15 protein-coding genes are annotated in these 13,562 nt (G+C 61.7%); 6 read left to right on the plus strand and 9 right to left on the minus strand.

The annotated features are described in order from the left end of the window. The first annotated feature begins 6 nt into the window (after window positions 1–6). The gene (locus ACWHWP_RS18435; protein WP_447856124.1) at window positions 7–1,431 is read left to right on the plus strand and encodes a 6-phospho-beta-glucosidase; all 1,425 of its coding nucleotides are present in this window, start codon (window positions 7–9) and stop codon (window positions 1,429–1,431) included. Between the two features lie 524 nt (window positions 1,432–1,955). Here the strand turns inward: ACWHWP_RS18435 and hycI are convergent. The 9 genes from hycI to hycA form a co-directional block, all read right to left on the minus strand. Continuing rightward, window positions 1,956–2,411: a hydrogenase maturation peptidase HycI gene (gene hycI, locus ACWHWP_RS18440; protein WP_447856125.1), complete on the minus strand. Its 456-nt coding sequence runs from the start codon at window positions 2,409–2,411 to the stop codon at window positions 1,956–1,958. Further along, complete coding sequence (locus ACWHWP_RS18445; protein WP_032660335.1) at window positions 2,404–2,814, minus strand: formate hydrogenlyase maturation HycH family protein; 411 nt, start codon at window positions 2,812–2,814, stop codon at window positions 2,404–2,406. Before ACWHWP_RS18445 ends, hycI begins: the two co-directional genes overlap by 8 nt. Further along, complete coding sequence (locus ACWHWP_RS18450; RefSeq protein ID WP_447856126.1) at window positions 2,811–3,578, minus strand: NADH-quinone oxidoreductase subunit B family protein; 768 nt, start codon at window positions 3,576–3,578, stop codon at window positions 2,811–2,813. Before ACWHWP_RS18450 ends, ACWHWP_RS18445 begins: the two co-directional genes overlap by 4 nt. Continuing rightward, entirely contained in the window at window positions 3,578–4,120 is a 543-nt protein-coding gene (locus tag ACWHWP_RS18455; RefSeq protein WP_047059951.1) for a formate hydrogenlyase complex iron-sulfur subunit, read from the minus strand. Before ACWHWP_RS18455 ends, ACWHWP_RS18450 begins: the two co-directional genes overlap by 1 nt. Window positions 4,121–4,129: 9 nt before the next feature. Beyond that, window positions 4,130–5,839, minus strand: coding sequence for a formate hydrogenlyase subunit HycE (hycE, locus tag ACWHWP_RS18460; protein ID WP_059312540.1), 1,710 nt, complete (start codon window positions 5,837–5,839; stop codon window positions 4,130–4,132). A gap of 15 nt (window positions 5,840–5,854) precedes the next feature. Further along, entirely contained in the window at window positions 5,855–6,778 is a 924-nt protein-coding gene (locus ACWHWP_RS18465) for a respiratory chain complex I subunit 1 family protein (RefSeq protein WP_059312539.1), read from the minus strand. Between the two features lies 1 nt (window position 6,779). Further along, on the minus strand, window positions 6,780–8,594 hold the full coding sequence (gene hycC, locus ACWHWP_RS18470; protein WP_447856127.1) for a formate hydrogenlyase subunit 3: 1,815 nt from the start codon (window positions 8,592–8,594) through the stop codon (window positions 6,780–6,782). Then, window positions 8,591–9,199 carry a 4Fe-4S dicluster domain-containing protein gene (locus ACWHWP_RS18475; protein WP_447856128.1) on the minus strand — a complete coding sequence of 203 codons (609 nt, stop codon included), beginning with the start codon at window positions 9,197–9,199 and terminating at the stop codon, window positions 8,591–8,593. The genes hycC and ACWHWP_RS18475 overlap by 4 nt, the downstream gene beginning before the upstream one ends. 70 nt (window positions 9,200–9,269) lie before the next feature. Further along, window positions 9,270–9,734 carry a formate hydrogenlyase regulator HycA gene (hycA, locus tag ACWHWP_RS18480; protein WP_059312537.1) on the minus strand — a complete coding sequence of 155 codons (465 nt, stop codon included), beginning with the start codon at window positions 9,732–9,734 and terminating at the stop codon, window positions 9,270–9,272. Window positions 9,735–9,945: 211 nt separating this feature from the next. On the opposite strand from hycA, the gene hypA reads away from it, so the two are divergent. Genes hypA through hypE form a run of 5 tightly spaced genes read left to right on the plus strand, consistent with a single transcriptional unit; the run spans window position 9,946 to window position 13,557 of the window. Next, window positions 9,946–10,296, plus strand: coding sequence for a hydrogenase maturation nickel metallochaperone HypA (gene hypA, locus ACWHWP_RS18485; protein WP_047348044.1), 351 nt, complete (start codon window positions 9,946–9,948; stop codon window positions 10,294–10,296). 3 nt (window positions 10,297–10,299) lie between these two features. Beyond that, a complete protein-coding gene (gene hypB / locus ACWHWP_RS18490) occupies window positions 10,300–11,163 on the plus strand; it encodes a hydrogenase nickel incorporation protein HypB (RefSeq protein WP_447856129.1) in 864 nt (287 codons plus the stop codon). Continuing rightward, entirely contained in the window at window positions 11,154–11,426 is a 273-nt protein-coding gene (locus ACWHWP_RS18495; RefSeq protein ID WP_047348042.1) for a HypC/HybG/HupF family hydrogenase formation chaperone, read from the plus strand. The genes hypB and ACWHWP_RS18495 overlap by 10 nt, the downstream gene beginning before the upstream one ends. Window positions 11,427–11,428: 2 nt before the next feature. Beyond that, window positions 11,429–12,550, plus strand: a complete 1,122-nt coding sequence (gene hypD, locus ACWHWP_RS18500; RefSeq protein WP_063956870.1) for a hydrogenase formation protein HypD — start codon at window positions 11,429–11,431, stop codon at window positions 12,548–12,550. Beyond that, window positions 12,547–13,557 (plus strand): hydrogenase expression/formation protein HypE, encoded by a 1,011-nt coding sequence (gene hypE / locus ACWHWP_RS18505; protein WP_063956871.1) that lies wholly within the window; start codon window positions 12,547–12,549, stop codon window positions 13,555–13,557. The genes hypD and hypE overlap by 4 nt, the downstream gene beginning before the upstream one ends. The last annotated feature ends 5 nt before the right edge of the window (window positions 13,558–13,562 follow it).

Consider the following 13,562-nt stretch of genomic DNA (forward strand, 5'->3'; position numbering starts at 1 on the left):
GTAAGAATGTCTGTTTTTCCACAAGGATTTTTATGGGGCGGCGCGCTTGCCGCTAACCAGAGTGAAGGGGCTTACCGTGAAGGCGGCAAAGGGCTGACGACGGTCGATATGATCCCCCACGGCGCGAATCGCCTGGCGGTGAAGCTCGGTAAGGAAAAGCGTTTTTCGCTGCGTGACGACGAGTTCTACCCGAGCCACGAGGCGATTGATTTTTACCATCGCTATAAAGAAGACATCGCCCTGATGGCGGAGATGGGCTTTACGGTGTTCCGCACCTCGATTGCCTGGAGCCGCCTCTATCCGAACGGCGACGAGCCGCTGCCGAATAAGGAAGGTATTGCCTTCTACCGCGCGGTGTTCGAGGAGTGCAAAAAGTACAATATCGAGCCGCTGGTGACGCTCTGCCACTTCGACGTCCCCATGCACCTGGTGACGGAGTACGGCTCCTGGCGCAACCGCAAGATGGTCGATTTCTTCGCCCGCTACGCCCGCACCTGCTTTGAAGAGTTTAACGGGCTGGTGAAATACTGGCTGACCTTCAACGAAATCAACATCATGCTGCACAGCCCGTTCTCCGGCGCGGGGCTGGTTTTCGAAGAAGGTGAAAACGAGGACCAGGTGAAGTACCAGGCCGCGCACCACGAGCTGGTGGCGAGCGCGCTGGCGACCAAAATCGCCCACGAGGTGAACCCGGAAAACCAGGTGGGCTGCATGCTGGCGGGCGGCAATTTCTACCCGTACTCCTGCAAGCCGGAAGACGTGTGGATGGCGCTGGAGAAAGATCGCGAGAACCTGTTCTTTATCGACGTGCAGGCGCGCGGCCGCTATCCGGCCTACTCCGCCCGCGTGTTCCGCGAGAAAGGCGTGGTGATTGTGAAAGACCCGGGCGATGACGAACTGCTGAAAAACACCGTCGATTTCGTTTCGTTCAGCTACTACGCCTCGCGCTGCGCGTCGGCGGACATGAACGCGGGCAACACCAGCGCGGCGAACATTGTGAAGTCTCTGCGTAACCCGCACATACAGGTGAGCGAATGGGGCTGGGGCATTGACCCGCTCGGCCTGCGCATCACCATGAACATGATGTACGACCGCTACCAGAAGCCGCTGTTCCTGGTGGAAAACGGCCTCGGGGCGAAGGACGAGATCGATGCGAATGGCGAGATTAACGACGACTACCGCATCAGCTACCTGCGCGAGCATATCCGCGCGATGGGCGACGCAATTGAGGACGGCGTGCCGCTGATGGGCTATACCACCTGGGGCTGTATCGACCTGGTGTCGGCCTCAACGGGTGAAATGAGCAAGCGCTACGGCTTTGTCTACGTTGACCGCGACGACGCGGGCAACGGCACGCTTGACCGCAAGCGCAAGAAATCGTTCGGGTGGTATAAGAAGGTGATTGCGAGTAACGGGGCGGATCTCGAATAGGCTGTTGCCCTCACCCCAGCCATCTCCCACAGGGCTGAGGGATCCCCAGTAATTTTTTTAACCGGAAGCGGTGAATGTTGCTTCAGGAAAATGAATGGATTACAGCGATGCCCTGGTCCGGCTGTAAATCGCCGAGGCGTTTCCGTAAGGCCGGGGCGAGGCGCAGGGATGCGCCGAGAGGGCGTGGCCTGCAGGGATGCAGGCTCATGCCCGACCCGATAGCCTGAAGGAATAAGCTGAGGGTACCGCGAAGCGGCGATTTACCGCCGGGAGCCCGGGTCGCCAGGGTGGTGACGATTGAGCCACCCTGGCACGTTCACCGGTCATGTCGTTACAGAGTAGCAAGGAACATGAAGTGAACGGAATGACCACCAGAGCCGTATGTTCCCCCTCACCCCAGCCCTCTCCCTAAAGGGAGAGGGGGTCGTCCCTGCAGGCATTATTTTGTGGGGAACCCTCAGCCCACAGGGAGGGGGAGATGGGTTTGGTAGGCCGGGTAAGGCAATGCCGCCACCCGGCACTGCTCAGAGTGGAGAAAATCCCCCATCCCCAACCCACCCGGCAAGCCGTGAATACACCACGTCCACCGCCTCTTTCACCGGCGGCGTCATCGGGTAATAAAATCCGACAATGTCCGGCTGAATGCCCAAAAACAGCACCTCGCCCACGTCGTCTTTAATCTGATCGACCAGGTAGTTCAGCGGCATATTGTGCGTCGTCATCATAAACATCTCGGCGATGTCGTCCGGGTCAATCAGGCGGATCTCACCGGGGTTGAGCCCCATATCGGTGGCATCGACGATTAACAGCCTCTCCGGGCGCAGTTCGCGGATGGCGACCACGTCGTTTTCCGGCGCGCTGCCGCCGTCGATAACCACCCAGCCGCCCTGCGGGTTCGCGGCGCACATCTCTGCCAGCAGCGGCCCCGCGCCGTCGTCGCCCATCATGCTGTTGCCCACGCACAGTAAAACGTCAGTCACGTAATCTCCTCACCATCAGGTAGATGGCGCTCTCCTGATGAATGTCATGCAGCATGCCGAGCAGCGTTTTGCTCCACGCCTGCTGCTCGGGGGTTTGTCTGCTCAGCGCCGCGTCAAAGGCGTTGGCGAGCATCGCAATGTGGTTGGCGTCGATAACGATCTCGCCGTACTTCGGCACGCCCTCCATTTTGCGCCGCGCCGTACTGCCCTCCTCCAGCGTGGCGATCCACGCCAGGTACTCAGGCCACGGGCAGCTCAGCGCCGCTTCGAGGCAGTCGATCACCCCGAGGTGATGCCCAATCGCCAGGCTGTAATAGACCACCTGCTGCGCCGCATCCGGCGTGGCATCGTTCTCATCAATAAACTTACGGCTCAGTTGGCTGAACACCACCGTTTCACTCATCGGATACGCGCCTCATCCACAACGCTGTTCAGGTTCGCCACAATCTCGTTGAGGCGCGGATCGTTTTCCGCCTCCAGCCAGCGCGCCACCTGATGGTCGCCCTGGCTCAGCAGGCGCAGATAATCGTCGGCAATCTGGCGGCCATAGCGGTAGCCCGCCAGTTTCCGCGCCGTGCAGTCGACCTTGACCCGCAGCGGCTGCACCATGTCCGGGTGCAGGATGGCCGCAGGCTGGTTATCCAGCTCGCCCGGCTCGCGCGCGTGGATTTTCTGCTCCAGCAGGCCGAGCGCCATCGCAAAGCCGTACAGCGTCGCGGCAGGCGTCGGCGGACAGCCCGGAATGTAGACGTCCACCGGCACGATTTTGTCGGTGCCTCCCCAGACGCAGTAAAGGTCGTGGAAGATGCCGCCGCTGTTGCCGCAGGCCCCGTACGAGATGCAGATTTTCGGGTCCGGCGCGGACTGCCAGGCGCGCAGCGCGGGGGATCGCATGGCGCGTGTCACTGCCCCGGTGAACAGCAGGATGTCAGCATGGCGCGGAGACGGCACCACCTTGATGCCGAACCGCTCGGCGTCAAACAGCGGCGACAGCGTGGCGAAGATCTCAATCTCGCAGCCGTTGCAGCCGCCGCAGTCCACGCGGTAGACGTAGGCCGAGCGTTTGATTTTTTTTAGCAGCGACGCCTTCATGCTGGCGATGGATTCGTCCACCGTCATCGGCACCGGAATGCCGTTTGCGTCGCGCGGGCCGAGTAAATTGTCCATCAGCTGGCCTCTCTCATATGGCGGGTGATATCAATACGGTCGGACGGCAGCAGGCACTTCTGACGCTTGCACTCCGGGCAGGTTTCAAAGCTTTCACGATGATGCTCCGCGCGGGCGTCGCCGTTGTGCTGCAGCAGCGCGATGGCGTAGTCGATCTCTTTCTGCACGGCGAACGGACGCCGGCAGACGCGGCAGCTGCACAGGTCAAAGCGCGACTGCTGCAGGAAATCCTCTTTCTTCCACACCGCCAGCTCGTACTCCTGAGACAGGCGAATGGCGACCGTCGGGCAGACCTCTTCGCAGCGGCCGCAGAAGATGCAGCGCCCGAGGTTAAACTGCCAGGCCAACTCGCCGGTTTTGAGATCCGTTTCCACCGTCAGGGCATTCGACGGACAGGCGTTGACGCAGGCCGCGCAGCCGATGCACTGCTGCGGATTGTGCTCCGGCTTGCCGCGAAAGTTTTTATCCACCGGCATCGGCTCCAGCGGATAGCGGCTGGTCTGCGTGCCGGTTTTGATCACTTTTTTGATAAAGGTAAACATGGCGAGTCCTTATTTCAGCGGCGAGTTTTTACGCTCAATGCTGTAGCGCTCAAGCTCTTTGTACGGCACCACCTGGCTTTTCTTCTTGCGCACGTCCACGACGGTCATGCGGTCGGTGCAGGAGTAGCACGGGTCGAGGCTGCCGATGATCAGCGGCGCATCGGAAACCGTGTTGCCGCGCAGCATGTAGCGCAGGGTTGGCCAGTTGGCGTAGGTGGCCGCGCGGCAGCGCCAGCGGTAGAGCTTCTGGTTGTCGCCGGTCATGCTCCAGTGAATGTCGTCCCCGCGCGGCGCTTCGGCAAAGCCGAGGGCAAAGCGGTTCGGGATGTAGGTAAAGCCCTCCACCATCAGCGGGCCACCCGGCAGGTTATCGAGGCCGAAGTCGATCATATTCAGGGCGGTGAATACCTCGTTGATACGCACCTTGAGGCGCGAAATAACGTCGCAGCCCTGCTCGCTGTGCACGGTCATCGGCAGCAGGCCGTAGCCGACAAACGGGTGATCGGCGCGGGTATCGCGGGCGTGGCCGCTGGCGCGCACCATTGGGCCGACGTTGCTGAAGTCGCGGGCGATTTCAGGGTCAAGACGGCCGATGCCCACGGTGCGCTGCTCGATGTTTGGCGTGCTGAGCAGCATGTCCACCAGCTCCTGCACGTCGCGGCGCATCTGTTGCGCCAGCAGGCGGGTCTGGATCATGTCGTCCTTCAGCAGGTCGCGGCGGATCCCGCCGATCAGGTTCAGGCCGTAGGTTTTGCGCGCCCCGGTGAGGATCTCTGCCATCTTCATCGACGCCTCGCGCACGCGGAAGAACTGCATAAACCCGGAGTCAAAGCCGACGAAGTGGCAGGCCAGGCCGAGGTTCAGCAGGTGCGAGTGCAGGCGCTCCACCTCCAGCAGAATGGCGCGGATCATCTGCGCGCGCTCCGGCACCACGATCCCCATGCCGTTCTCCACCGAGGTGGTGTAGGCGGTGCTGTGGGCGAAGCCGCAGATGCCGCACACGCGGTCAGAAAGAAACGTCACTTCGTTGTAGCCCATGCGGGTTTCCGCCAGCTTTTCCATGCCGCGATGGACGTAGAACAGGCGGTAGTCGGCGTCGATAATGTTTTCGCCGTCAACGAACAGGCGGAAGTGGCCCGGCTCGTCGGAGGTGACGTGCAGCGGGCCGATCGGCACCACGTTGTTCTTCTTGCTGCCCAGCTCGTTGATGAACTCGTAGGTTTCGCTGTCGGTGGTCGGCGCCGGGCGCTGGCGGTAGTCCATGCTGTCTTTACGCAGCGGATAAAGTTCGTCCGGCCAGTCGTCCGGCAGCACCAGGCGGCGCTCGTCCGGCAGGCCAACCGGCACCAGGCCGTACATGTCGCGCACTTCGCGCTCGCCCCAGACGGCGGCAGGCACGCGCGGCGTGACGGACGGGTATTCCGGTTTAGCCGGATCGACCTCTACGCGCACGGTGAGCCAGCACTTCTCCCCCTGCTCCATCGACATCACGTAGTACACGGCGTAATTGCCGCACAGCTGACGCTCGTCGTTACCGAACAGCACCGACAGCCAGCCGCCCTGCTGGTAATAGAGGAACTCCACCACTTCCGGCAGGTAGTTCACCTTTACGGTGACGGTTATCTGGTCTTTGGTTTGCCAGGACTCCTCCAGCACCACGCCGGGGAAAGCCTGATGCAACGCGGCGAGATACTGCTGACCTTTCTTTTCTTCAGACATAAAAACTCTCTTTAATCACGCCACCAGCAAGGAGACGAACGCTAAAAATGCAAAACCAAAACCGGCCCAGGTGATGCGCGACGTTTCCACAAAACGCAGGCGCGCCATGCTGTTTTCAAACAGGGCAATCACCAGCACGCCGACCAGCAGCTTGAGGGCGGCTACCACCACGGCCAGCACAAGGCCGCCCGCGGAGAAGTGCGTCATCTGCCCCCACGGGAAGAAGACGCCGACAAACATCTGCAGCACCACCAGCTGTTTGAGGCTGATGCCCCATTTCAGCACCGCAAAGCCGCAGCCGCTGTATTCGGTGAGCGGCCCTTCCTGCAGCTCCTGCTCGGCTTCCGCAAGGTCGAACGGCAGTTTGCCCATCTCGATAAACGTGGCGAACGCGCAGGCGCACAGCGCCAGCACCAGCGGGATCGAGCGGGCAACCGGCCAGTGATAAACGGTGTCGGTGATAAAACTGATATGGGTTGAACCCGCGACCTGCGCGGCGACCCACAGCCCCAGCAGCAGGATCGGCTCAACCAGCACGCCCAGCATCGCCTCGCGGCTGGCGCCGATGCCGGTAAACGGGCTTCCGGTGTCCAGACCCGCAATGGCAAAGAAGAAGCGGGCAATGGCGAAGAGGTAAATCAGCGTAATCAGATCGCCGAGCGCCGGCAGCGGCGAGCCCACCGTCACCACCGGCAACGCGGTGGCGATGGTCAGCATCACCCCCACCATCACGAACGGCGTCAGGCGGAAGACCCAGCCTGCGGCGTCCGGGGCCACGCTCTGACGAGAAAGCAGTTTGAAGAGATCGCGGTACTCCTGAAGCACGCCAGGCCCGCGACGGTTGTGCATCCTGGCGCGCGCCACGCGGCTAATCCCGGAAAGCAGCGGCGCAGCGGCGAACAGCACCAGCGCCTGAAGTAATGCCAGTAACAAACTCATGTCAGGCTCCTCGTGAAATCACAATCACCACCAGCACCGCCAGCTCGATGACCGCCAGACGGCGGAACAGTGCGGGCGCGGCGGCATTTTGCCAGCCTGGTACCCAGCCCACCGGATTCAGCCAGTGGCGCAGCTTCAGCACCGCGGCAAAGTTCTCTTTCACCGGCATGGCAAAACCGTGGGCGGTGATGACCATCGACTGTTCGTGTTCGTAGCCGCAGGCCCACGCCGCACCGCGCGAGCGGGAAGAGAGTCGGTCGCGTTTGAAGAACAGCATCAGGACGAACGGCAGCAGCGGTGCGCCAATCAGCAGCAGCGCGATCATAGGCTGAGAGACGGTGGTATTCGCCACGGTCAGCGGCAGCGGAATGGCGTTACCCAGCAGCGGCAGCAGCCACGGCGCGGCAACCCCGCCCGCGATGCAGCACAGCGCCAGCGCAACCACGCTCACACCCATCAACACCGGTGCGCAGCAGGCGTTTTCAGCTTCGCGCGTGCGCGGCGCGCCGAGGAAGGTGACGCCGTAAACTTTCGCCATGCACATCACCGCGAGCGCCCCGGTAATCGCCAGCCCGACCGCCAGCAGCGGGCCGAGCAGGCGTGCGATAAAGACGTCGCTCTGGCCGAGCGCGAAGAAGGACTGATAGATCACCCACTCCCCGGCAAAGCCGTTCAGTGGCGGCAGCGCGGCCATCGCCATCAGCCCGACCAGCATCGCCAGTGAAACCACCGGCATCTTTTTGCCAATCCCACCCAGCTTTTCAATATCCCGATGGCCGGTGCGGAACCAGACGCTTCCCGCGCCGAGGAACAGGGTGCTTTTAAACAGGCTGTGGTTGACGAGGTGATAGAGACCGCCGATAAAGCCGGCGGCAATCAGCGCCGGTTGATTCAGCGCCAGCCCGGTCACGCCCGCGCCCAGGCCGAGCAGGATGATGCCGATATTTTCGAGGGTGTGATACGCCAGAAGACGCTGGATATTGTGCTCCATCAGGGCGTACAAGCCGCCGACGAAGGCGGTAACCATCCCGGCGACCAGCAGCACGACGCCCCACCACAGCGGCGGCTGGCCGTCGGTCAGCGTAATCGCCAGAATCCCGAACAGACCGACCTTCATCACCACCACAGAAAACAGCGCGGCGGCGGGCGCGGAGGCATTTGCATGCGCCTGCGGCACCCAGCCGTGCAGCGGGATGATTCCGGCGAGCAGGCCAAAGCCAATCACGCCCAGCAGCCAGACGTCATTCCCCAGCGGATGGCCGTTGAGCGCAGCGAAGTCCAGCGTGCCGAAGCGTTGCCACACCAGCCAGCAGGCCAGCGCCAGCAGCAGCGTCCCCAGGCGTCCCAATGCAAACCACAGCTTGCCGGAGGCGCTGCAGCCCGTCAGAAACACGCCGCAGAGCGCCATGATCTCCGCCATCACCACCAGCGCGCCGAGGTTACTGGCGATAACGGTGCAGACCGCCGTCGCCATCAGCAGATTGACCAGCAGGCCGTTGGCTTTAGCGTGCGGGTGGCGGTGCCAGTCGATATTGAACAGGCTGATAAACAGCCCGCACAAGCCAAACGTCACCAGCCAGACGGCGTTCAGCGGCGCGATCTCAACGGCGTGGCGAATCAGCGGCACGAGCGCGTCAACGGATTGCCCGCCGAGCAGAACAGCACCGCCTGCCGCCAGCGTCATCAGGCTACCTACCGCCCCGCCGACCCCGGCGACCAAGCCGCTGAGGATTTTATGGAAAGAGAAGATCTGCGCCAGAACGGCGGCGGCAGCAAAACAGGCTATCGCGCTGGTAATCATCATCGCCGCGTTCATTTCGCCCCCTCGTTAAGCGCCTGTAGCAGAGAAAGGTCGCCAAGATCACTGTTGATGGTCAGCTCGCGTTTACGCTTGCTGGTACGTGCGATGTCGCGAATGTTAACCAGAATCAACGCTTTGGTTGGGCAGGTGCGCACGCAGGCCGGCCCCTGCTCATCAAAGCTGCACAGGTCGCACTTCACCGCAACGGCGCGGATGCCGGGCACCCAGTCCAGCAGCGTGCTTACGCGCGCAGGCGCCGGCGGCGCGGGCGGGGCTTTTGGCGAGTTGGCGTTCGCCGGAATGTGCAGCGGGCGGCTGCCGGAAAATTCAATCGCGCCGAACGGGCAGGCAATGCCGCACAGCTTGCAGCTTACGCACAGGCTTTCGTTCAGCTGGACAGCGCCATCAACGCGGGTGATGGCATTCACGGGACAGACGCCTGCGCAGGGGGCATCTTCACAGTGGTGGCAGAGCTGCGGGGCAGACTCTTTTTCATTACGCATGACGTGCAGGCGCGGCATGGACTGCAGCCCATGCAGGCGATGCGTTTCCGAACACGCCGCCTCGCAGGTTCGACAGCCAATACAGACCGTCGAGTCAGCAATTACAAAACGGTTCACCGGGTCATCCTCTGGTGATAGTCATTTTTGACGAAAAACTGTCTTGTCGACACTTCTCGACACGCATCGGTCAGGCCACGTTTGCTGAGGCATTTCCATCCATCAGCTGCTTCAGGTTGACCGGGAGATCGTTCTCGACTGCGGCGTACAGGCCGTTATAAACCGGCGCGATTTTTTCCAGATAGTGCTCCAGCACCTGCTGGCGATCGCGGTTGCTGACGTGGCCGTCCACCATGCCATCGGCCATCAGCTGCGCCTTCGCAATACACTGTTTTTGGCCGTCTTTTGTCTCGAGGTGGTACTCAATGGTGTGGCTGTTGAAGTTATCCGCCAGGGTAACGTTGATGATGAAATGGCCGAAGAGGACAAACTGCATGTCGCCCTGCGCCGCACAGCTCATCGCGTGGTGAAGACGCGCTTTCGAGAGGGTAATGCCCTGGACCAGAGAGTTGCAGTAGAGGTGCCACTGGTCCTGCAGCTGTTGATGACGCTGCGCGATGTAATCCGCTTTTTCGCTGATTTCCCAAATAGTCATAGAAGGTATCCGTTTAATGGAGATAGCGGCTGTTAAGCAGATTCCATGCCAGTTTTTATTTGATTGATTTTAAAGAAATTAAACCAAAAAGACGCTGTCAACGCCGGGGTGTCGACGTGTCATTTCGACAGCGTTGACATCGACACGCCTTAACAAAAATCAAGCTGGCACTGTTATTGCATTCAATGGCGCAATTCATTGAGGAGGCGTCATGCACGAAATCACCCTCTGCCAGCGGGCTCTGGAACTTATCGAACAGCAGGCAGTGCAAAACCACGCGAAGCGCGTCACCGGCGTCTGGCTGAAGGTCGGGGCGTTTTCCTGCGTCGAGACCAGCGCCCTGAACTTCTGTTTTGAGCTGGTGTGCCGCGGCACGCTGGCGGAAGGTTGCGAACTGCATATTGAAGAGCAGCAGGCGGAGTGCTGGTGCGGGCAGTGCCAGCAGTACGTCACCCTGCTGTCATCGAAGGTTCAGCGCTGTCCGCAGTGCCAGAGCACCGGGCTGCGCATCGTGGCAGATGACGGCATGCAGATCCAACGCCTCGAAATCGAGAAGGAGTAAAGTATGTGTAGCACCTGCGGTTGCGCCGAAGGCAACCTGTATATAGAAGGGGATGAACACCGTCCTCATTCCGCGTTTCGCTCCGCGCCGTTTTCACCAGCCCCACGTCCCTCTGCGGCACTGACCGGGATCGCTTTCGTCCCGCAACGCTCCGATGCGGGCGATCTGCACTACGGCCACGGCGAAGCGGGTACCCACGCGCCGGGCATCAGCCAGCGCCAGATGCTGGAGGTGGAGATCAACGTGCTGGACAAAAATAACCAGCTCGCCGCCCGCAACCGCGCCCGCTTTGCCACCCGCAAGCAGCTGGTGCTGAACCTGGTCTCCAGCCCCGGCTCCGGCAAAACCACGCTGCTCACGGAAACGCTCAAGCGCCTGAACGGGCGCGTCTCCTGCGCGGTGATAGAAGGCGATCAGCAAACCGTTAACGACGCGGCGCGCATTCGCGAAACCGGCACACCGGCGATTCAGGTCAACACCGGCAAAGGCTGCCACCTGGATGCGCAGATGATTGCCGACGCCGCCCCGCGCCTGCCGCTGGCGGACAACGGTATTCTGTTTATTGAAAACGTCGGCAACCTGGTCTGCCCGGCGAGCTTCGACCTCGGTGAACGGCATAAAGTCGCGGTGCTTTCGGTGACCGAAGGCGAAGACAAGCCGCTGAAGTACCCGCATATGTTTGCCGCCGCCTCCCTCATGCTGCTGAACAAAGTCGACCTGCTGCCGTACCTGAACTTCGACGTGGATAAGTGCCTGGCGTACGCCCGCGAGGTGAACCCGGACATTAACATTCTGCTGGTCTCCGCCACGCGCGGCGACGGCATGGACGGCTGGCTTCGCTGGCTGGAGAACGAACGATGTGCATAGGCGTACCGGGACAGATTCACTCCATCGACGGTAATCAGGCCAAAGTCGAGGTCTGCGGCATACTGCGCGACGTCGACCTGACGCTGGTCGGCAGCAGCGATGAAAGCGGCGCATCGCGTCTCGGCCAGTGGGTGCTGGTGCACGTGGGGTTTGCCATGAGCGTAATTAACGAAGCGGAAGCCCGCGACACGCTCGACGCCCTGCAAAACATGTTCGACGTGGAGCCTGACGTGGGCGCGCTGCTGTACGGCGAGGAGCGATAATCATGCGTTACGTTGATGAATACCGCGCCCCGGAGCAGGTGCTGCAGCTTATCGGGCATCTGAAAACGCGCGCGGCGCTGCTGGAGTACACGGCAGAAAAACCGCTGCGGATCATGGAGGTGTGCGGCGGACACACGCACGCCATCTTCAAATTTGGCCTCGACCAGCTGCTGCCGGACAACATCGAGTTTATTCACGGCCCCGGCTGCCCGGTCTGCGTTCTGCCGATGGGGCGTATCGACAGCTGCATCGAGATTGCCAGCCGGCCCGACGTCATTTTCTGCACCTTTGGCGACGCGATGCGCGTGCCGGGGAAAAACGGCTCGCTGCTGCAGGCAAAAGCGCGCGGGGCCGACATCCGGATCGTCTATTCGCCGATGGATGCCCTGACGCTGGCAGCGGATAACCCCGCGCGCAAGGTGGTGTTTTTTGGCCTGGGCTTTGAAACCACCATGCCCGCCACCGCCATCACGCTGCAGCAGGCGAAAGCGCGCGGCGTCGATAACTTTTTCTTCTTCTGCCAGCACATTACGCTCATCCCCACGCTGCGCAGCCTGCTGGAAGAGCCGGGAAACGGAATTGACGCCTTTCTGGCGCCGGGGCATGTCAGCATGGTGATTGGCACAGACGCCTACGGTTTTATCGCTGAACAGTACAATCGTCCGTTAGTGGTCGCTGGTTTCGAACCACTTGATCTACTGCAAGGTGTCGCCATGCTGGTTGAGCAGAAAATAGCGGCCCTGAGTGCAGTGGAAAACCAGTACCGCCGCGTGGTACCGGATGCAGGCAATGAACGGGCCCAGCAGGCGATAGCCGACGTGTTTTGCGTTGAGGGCGACAGCGAATGGCGTGGCCTGGGGCTGATTGCCGAATCCGGCGTGCGCCTGACGCCGGCCTATCGCGCGTTCGACGCCGAAGCGCATTTCCGCCCGCAGCCGCAGCAGGTTTGCGACGATCCCCGTGCCCGCTGCGGCGAGGTGCTCACCGGTAAATGCAAGCCTGATCAATGCCCGCTATACGGCAACACCTGTAATCCGCAAACGGCGTTTGGCGCGCTGATGGTCTCCTCCGAAGGGGCGTGTGCCGCGTGGTATCAGTATCGCAACCAGGAGAGTGAAGCATGAATACGGTTGAAATGGCGCACGGAAGCGGCGGACAGGCGATGCAGCAACTGATTAACCGGCTGTTTATGGAAGCCTTCAACAACCCCTGGCTCGCCGAGCAGGAAGACCAGGCGCGCATTGACCTCGCGACCCTCACCGCGCAGGGCGACAGGCTGGCCTTCTCTACGGACAGCTACGTGATTGACCCGCTGTTCTTCCCGGGCGGCGATATCGGCAAGCTCGCCGTCTGCGGTACGGCGAACGACGTCGCCGTCAGCGGCGCCATTCCGCGCTACCTCTCCTGCGGGTTTATCCTTGAAGAGGGGTTGCCGATGGAGACGCTCACCGCGGTGGTCAACAGCATGGCGCAGACCGCGCGCGAGGCGGGGATTGCTATCGTCACCGGCGATACCAAAGTGGTACAGCGCGGCGCGGCCGACAAACTGTTCATCAACACCGCCGGCATGGGGGCAATCCCCGCCGATATTCACTGGGGCGCGCAGCGCCTCGGCGTGGGCGACGTGCTGATCGTGACCGGAACGCTGGGCTGCCACGGGGCGACCATCCTGAACCTGCGCGAAGGCCTGGGGCTGGACGGCGAACTGCGCAGCGACTGCGCGGTACTCACCCCGCTGATTCAGACGCTGCGCGCGATCCCCGGCGTGAAGACCCTGCGGGACGCGACGCGAGGCGGCGTAAACGCCGTGGTCCATGAATTTGCGGCAAGCTGCGGGTGCGGGATTGAGCTCGCCGAGCGCAGCCTGCCCGTTAAGCCCGCCGTTCGCGGGCTTTGCGAACTGCTGGGGCTTGACCCGCTCAACTTTGCCAACGAAGGCAAGCTGGTGGTTGGCGTTGAACGCGCCGCGGCACAGGCCGTGCTTGAACAGCTGCGGGCGCACCCCTCAGGACGCGAGGCGGCAATCATTGGTGAAGTGGTTGAGCGCAAAGGGGTGCGCCTGACCGGGCTTTACGGCGTGAAACGCACGCTGGATCTGCCGCACGCGGAACCCTTACCCCGTATTTGCTAGAACCG

Source organism: Enterobacter sp. WI-ESBL-E8, assembly GCF_053364895.1.

What these genes read in the sequence shown, in the direction of transcription:
- ACWHWP_RS18435 (WP_447856124.1), top strand. Translation starts at nt 7, where the DNA reads ATGTCTGTTTTTCCACAAGGATTTTTATGGGGCGGCGCGCTTGCCGCT.
- ACWHWP_RS18445 (WP_032660335.1), bottom strand. Translation starts at nt 2,814, where the DNA reads ATGAGTGAAACGGTGGTGTTCAGCCAACTGAGCCGTAAGTTTATTGAT.
- ACWHWP_RS18450 (WP_447856126.1), bottom strand. Translation starts at nt 3,578, where the DNA reads ATGGACAATTTACTCGGCCCGCGCGACGCAAACGGCATTCCGGTGCCG.
- ACWHWP_RS18455 (WP_047059951.1), bottom strand. Translation starts at nt 4,120, where the DNA reads ATGTTTACCTTTATCAAAAAAGTGATCAAAACCGGCACGCAGACCAGC.
- hycE (WP_059312540.1), bottom strand. Translation starts at nt 5,839, where the DNA reads ATGTCTGAAGAAAAGAAAGGTCAGCAGTATCTCGCCGCGTTGCATCAG.
- ACWHWP_RS18465 (WP_059312539.1), bottom strand. Translation starts at nt 6,778, where the DNA reads ATGAGTTTGTTACTGGCATTACTTCAGGCGCTGGTGCTGTTCGCCGCT.
- hycC (WP_447856127.1), bottom strand. Translation starts at nt 8,594, where the DNA reads ATGAACGCGGCGATGATGATTACCAGCGCGATAGCCTGTTTTGCTGCC.
- hycA (WP_059312537.1), bottom strand. Translation starts at nt 9,734, where the DNA reads ATGACTATTTGGGAAATCAGCGAAAAAGCGGATTACATCGCGCAGCGT.
- hypA (WP_047348044.1), top strand. Translation starts at nt 9,946, where the DNA reads ATGCACGAAATCACCCTCTGCCAGCGGGCTCTGGAACTTATCGAACAG.
- hypB (WP_447856129.1), top strand. Translation starts at nt 10,300, where the DNA reads ATGTGTAGCACCTGCGGTTGCGCCGAAGGCAACCTGTATATAGAAGGG.
- ACWHWP_RS18495 (WP_047348042.1), top strand. Translation starts at nt 11,154, where the DNA reads ATGTGCATAGGCGTACCGGGACAGATTCACTCCATCGACGGTAATCAG.
- hypD (WP_063956870.1), top strand. Translation starts at nt 11,429, where the DNA reads ATGCGTTACGTTGATGAATACCGCGCCCCGGAGCAGGTGCTGCAGCTT.
- hypE (WP_063956871.1), top strand. Translation starts at nt 12,547, where the DNA reads ATGAATACGGTTGAAATGGCGCACGGAAGCGGCGGACAGGCGATGCAG.